General features: G+C 34.3%; 4 protein-coding genes and 2 pseudogenes. 4 read left to right on the plus strand and 2 right to left on the minus strand.

What is annotated here, in order from left to right; all coding sequences use genetic code 11:
* A pseudogene (locus B2008_RS06905) lies at positions 1 to 181 on the plus strand (IS256 family transposase); the annotation flags it as partial.
* Between the two features lie 600 nt (positions 182 to 781).
* Here the strand turns inward: B2008_RS06905 and B2008_RS06910 are convergent.
* A complete protein-coding gene (locus B2008_RS06910) occupies positions 782 to 1,645 on the minus strand; it encodes an SPFH domain-containing protein (protein WP_281828604.1) in 864 nt (287 codons plus the stop codon).
* A 160-nt stretch (positions 1,646 to 1,805) separates the two neighbouring features.
* On the opposite strand from B2008_RS06910, the gene B2008_RS06915 reads away from it, so the two are divergent.
* Positions 1,806 to 2,441 (plus strand): M57 family metalloprotease, encoded by a 636-nt coding sequence (locus tag B2008_RS06915; RefSeq protein WP_281828603.1) that lies wholly within the window; start codon positions 1,806 to 1,808, stop codon positions 2,439 to 2,441.
* Positions 2,442 to 2,559: 118 nt separating this feature from the next.
* Here the strand turns inward: B2008_RS06915 and B2008_RS06920 are convergent, their stop codons facing one another.
* Positions 2,560 to 3,369, minus strand: a complete 810-nt coding sequence (locus tag B2008_RS06920) for a site-specific integrase (protein ID WP_281828601.1) — start codon at positions 3,367 to 3,369, stop codon at positions 2,560 to 2,562.
* 200 nt (positions 3,370 to 3,569) lie between these two features.
* Between B2008_RS06920 and B2008_RS06925 the strand changes: the two genes are divergently transcribed.
* Both B2008_RS06925 and B2008_RS06930 read left to right on the plus strand, forming a co-directional pair.
* On the plus strand, positions 3,570 to 4,313 hold the full coding sequence (locus B2008_RS06925; RefSeq protein WP_281828606.1) for an alpha/beta hydrolase: 744 nt from the start codon (positions 3,570 to 3,572) through the stop codon (positions 4,311 to 4,313).
* 108 nt (positions 4,314 to 4,421) lie between these two features.
* Positions 4,422 to 4,614 (plus strand): annotated as a pseudogene (locus B2008_RS06930) (ROK family protein); the annotation flags it as partial.

The following is a 4,614-nucleotide window of genomic DNA, read 5'->3' on the forward strand; positions in this document are numbered from 1 at the left end:
GAGTCAGTCTGGCAACAACGACATTAAGCGGAAGGCTAATCCCAAAGCAGAGTATCCGACTGAACAGGCGCTTGATACTTTCATTGGCATCCAAGCAATGAGTTACAATGACCGCTACGACAACCGAATTCACAAAGGCTTTGGTCAGGTTAAGGACACCTTAGAAGCGAACTTGGATTAAATAAATAATAAAAAAGCAATCTATGAGAAAGATCTACTTACACAAAAGATTTGACAGTTTCAAAAAAGCCGATCTATAGCTCTTTTTTATGTATAAAATATAATAGATAAATATAAAAAACCTTATAAGTATTATGATAAAAATATCTAGAATAATATGTGTATAATTAAATATAAGTAAAAAGATACAAATAAAGATAAAAATAAATATTCATATCATTGCATAGATAAATTTAAAAAAGCTCCAAAAAAGGTCGTCGATATTAAAATTTATTAATAGACGACTTCGATTGGAGCTTTTGCTTTTAATTTTTATAAAAAAATGCATAAAGATAAATGTAGGCCTAAATATCCTCGTAAGAATATTTCTTTTTACAATAATAAGTATAAATCTAAATATAAAGTACATTATATTTAGGTTAATTTGAATTAAACTACGGCATTTGGAAGCATAAAGATAAATGTATTATTACATATAAATAATTAGATACTGAATATTATAAATAGAAAGATAAAAACAAGTATAAATATAAGCTGAAATATATCTGCACAAAAAAGTCCATATAGCCCGGTTTATGAGCTATATGGCCTTTATAAATTATTAGTTATTGCTTTTATCCCAGATTTTTTTTGCTGCTGGAATTTTTCCTAAATCAGACATATCATCTTTGTCCAAAACAACTAAATTATTTGCACCATTGGCTAACTGATTAAAGGTATCCAAACTTTGATTTCTGAAGTAACCTTCACCTGCTTTGTCCAATGCATTTTGCAATTTATCAATTCGATAAGCATCAGCATCAGCTTGGGTTCTGACTGCTTCCGCATTAGCTTTAGCAGTTGCAACTAAAGCCTCGTTTTTAGCTTTAGTAGTCAACTCAATGTTGCGGGCTTCACCTTCAGCCTTAGCGATGGATGCTGTTTTTTCACGATCGGCAGTTAATTGCTTGTCCATGGCCTTTTGAATTTCAGGGCTTGGTAATAATTCATCAACATTGACTCTGACAACACGAATACCGTAAACATCCGTTAAATCACCAATTGCTTTAGATAATTCAGTGTTAATCTCACTAGTTGAACCCAAAGCTTCGTTTAATTCCATTCGCCCGATAATGTCACGCAAATGACCACGGATCAACTGTACCATTGATTCAACAGAATCGGTGTTGTTGTAAAAGTAGCGAAAAGCATCAGTAACCAAGTAGTTCAAGGTTAAACTAGTTGTGATTTCAGCGTTATCTTTGGTGATAATACTATATTTTGAAATTTCCAAAGGCTGCAAAGCTAAACTTACCTTGCGTACTCTTTGAAAGATCGGCCAAATAAAGACCAAACCAGCCTTAACAGTGCGTGAATACTTACCTAGCGTTTCAATTAATCCTACATAGTTCTGCGGAACGATTCTCAGTCCAGCAAAGAAATAAATAAGGATTAAAACAACAATTATTGTAATAAAGATTCCCATAATCTATCCCTCCGAATCTTAATTTGCGGCTATTATCTCACTTTTTTGAAAAAGAAAAAAGCTATTATAAAAAGTAATAAGCACTTGCAAAAGGTGCTTTGCTTCTAGATAATGAGAGGTAATTACGGGTAAACAAAATAGTTGAATAGGAAGCATGCTTATGAAGAAGATATTTAAAAAGCTGATAATCCTCACAATGCTGCTTGGTGCCTTTAGTGTCAATGCACCTGAAATTACGACGCCTAATATCGTACAAGCGGCTAAGCATAAGACTAAGAAGACAAAGGCAAAGACAAAATCAAAAACTAAAAAACAAGCCAAGTCGACTAAACGCAAGCTTCGCAGGAAAAAGGTTGCAGTTCATCACTTAATCCCTTGGGCTAACGTATATATAGCAATTTCGAAATCATCGCCAGATTATCAACCAACGATTGACGCAATCAATGCTTGGAACAATACCAAAACGGTAAAATTAAATATCGTTGGCAGTACGAAAAATGCTTTTATCATAATCAGCAATGTCGATTATGGTAATACAGGTTGGGCTGGTGAAGAGCAAGGGCATATAACCCAAAGCAAAGCTTATTCAACCATTCATTTGAATGATTACTTTTTAAATCAGGTTGACTATAAAATAAAAGTCGATGTAGCTGAGCACGAATTAGGACATTCAATTGGATTAAATCATTATGATGCTGGTCCTTCAGTTATGAATCCGATTATTGATCCTAACCACGCATATTCAATTCAACCGATTGATATTCAGATGATTAAAAAACTGTATAATGAAAAATAAGTGTTTGATCTTGCGATCAAGCACTTATTTTTTACTCAAATTATTTATTATTATAAATATAATTATATTTCTTAATGCACATAAGCAGATAAAAATATTTATCCACCTATGAAGAACATCAATTGTTAGCTGTTGATGGTAGTTTGAACTCGACCAGTTCATTGTAAAGCTGCATGTTCCTGCGGTAATAAAAAAGCGTTTTGTCATTAGCATGCAATAATTGCTCAAGCTGCTGGTCAGTTAAATCTTTTCTGGTTAAAAGGGAATAAACAAAACTTAAACGAAGGCTTTGCAAGGTAATAGGCATTCCGATCAATTTACGGTCGGGAAAACAGCGTTCAGCAATATGAAAATCATTTGGATAATAGCCACCGAATTTTTTACCTAAAATATAGGGATTATCTGAAAGGTCAAAATTACGGTGCTCTTTTACATACTTTCGTAAACTTTTGCTTTCAATCTTTTTAATAATTGTTTTGTAGCGTAAGCGCAGCACCTCATCGGGAAGATAACCTTGGGCGATTCCCAGCATCATCATGATCGTTTCAGGATGAATGCTTTTAATTTGTGCAATTTCGGGCAAATGACTCATCCAATTAATAATGTAGACGCGATGACGATTAAATTTGCGACCATTGACTTCAATTATCGGATACTGATCAACCAGATGATGGCTGTACAAAAAAGTATAGTATTGTTTAATGTGGCTTAGATACTTATTGATGGTGTTTTCTTTAAGACCTAGCTTTGTTTCTAAACTATTAAGAAAGTTTTGGATATCAGAAGCCTGTACTTGATTAATGGCGCTTTGATCAAGATATTGCCAAAAAACAGTCAGAGAACGATTTACCACTAACATGGTGCTGTCAGCTTTTTGCCGCTCATGCTTGCAATAATGATTGAATTCTTTTTGGTAAGGGTAATTCATCGAGATGCCTCATAAAAGTAAAAATGTGTTACTAAATCTATTATAGCGGAAGCTTAAAATTGAGCTTAATGGGAAAACAGAATAAAATTGCTTATATGAAGAAAATAAAATTAATAATAATACTTATATTTATGTGCATACTTTCAGCGTGCAGTATAAATCGCAATACTGTCTAAAAGACGAGCGTAACTAAAACAGAACTGCGACCGACTTTTAAAGATACTCCAACCTTGTATTTTCACGGGCTCATGGGTAGCTATAAAAATGAAGAGCCACTGGCCCAGGCTGCTAAAAAGCAGGGGATAACTACCAGCGTGACTAGGGCTAATGTAGATAAGAAAGGCAAAGTTAAACTGATAGGTACGATCAAGAAAAATGCCAAGAATCCATTAATTTTGGTAAATTATCAGGATAATGTGCAACCGAGCTTTAAAAGAAATGGCGTTTATGCCAGTAATGTCGTCAAAGCTTTGAAGAAGAAATATCATATCAATAAGGTAAATATGATCGGTTATTCGCTCGGCAACATGTCGATCATCTATTGCCAAATTCAAAATGGCAATAAATCTTCTATGCCGCGGCTAGTCAAAGAGGTCAGTCTTGGCGGCCACTATGATGGTGCATATTTCAAAGAATTGCCGCCAGGTTTTCGTCAGCCGAAAGGACTAAAGCTTGATCAAAATGGCAAACCAAATAAGATGAATCAAACCTATCGTGAAATGCCAGCTGTGCGCAAGATTTATCAAAAACATTCGGTCCAAGTACTCAATATTTTTGGCAATATTGGCAGTCAAAGCGACGGTGTTGTTGAAACAGCTTCTGCAAAATCGCTGAAATATTTGGTGGCTGATCGTAATTATCAGGAATTTGAAGTTACTGCTGATCATGGCAGTTTGCCTAGTAATGGCAAGGTTTTGCAAAAGACTATTAATTTTTTGTGGTAAAAAAGGTCAATATTTAGTTTAGTAAAATATCAATTTTGCGCTTTTTTTGACACTTGATAAACCATAAAATGACTTCTGAAAGCGCTACGCAAAGAAAAGGTGGTTTATATGAAGGATTATTTGAGTGTTGATATCGGCGGAACCAATGTTAAATTTGCTAAGCTGAATAATGCTGGTGAAATCATTGATAAGTCTAAGATCGAGACTGCTCAAGAAAAAGAAAAATTTTTATCCAAGATGGATGAAGTAGTTGAAAAATACGTCGAACAAGGCGTAAAAGGAATTGCTTTTTGCGCACCAG

Source organism: Lactobacillus sp. UBA5813 (genome assembly GCF_002417895.1).
GTDB lineage: Bacteria > Bacillota > Bacilli > Lactobacillales > Lactobacillaceae > Lactobacillus > Lactobacillus amylolyticus.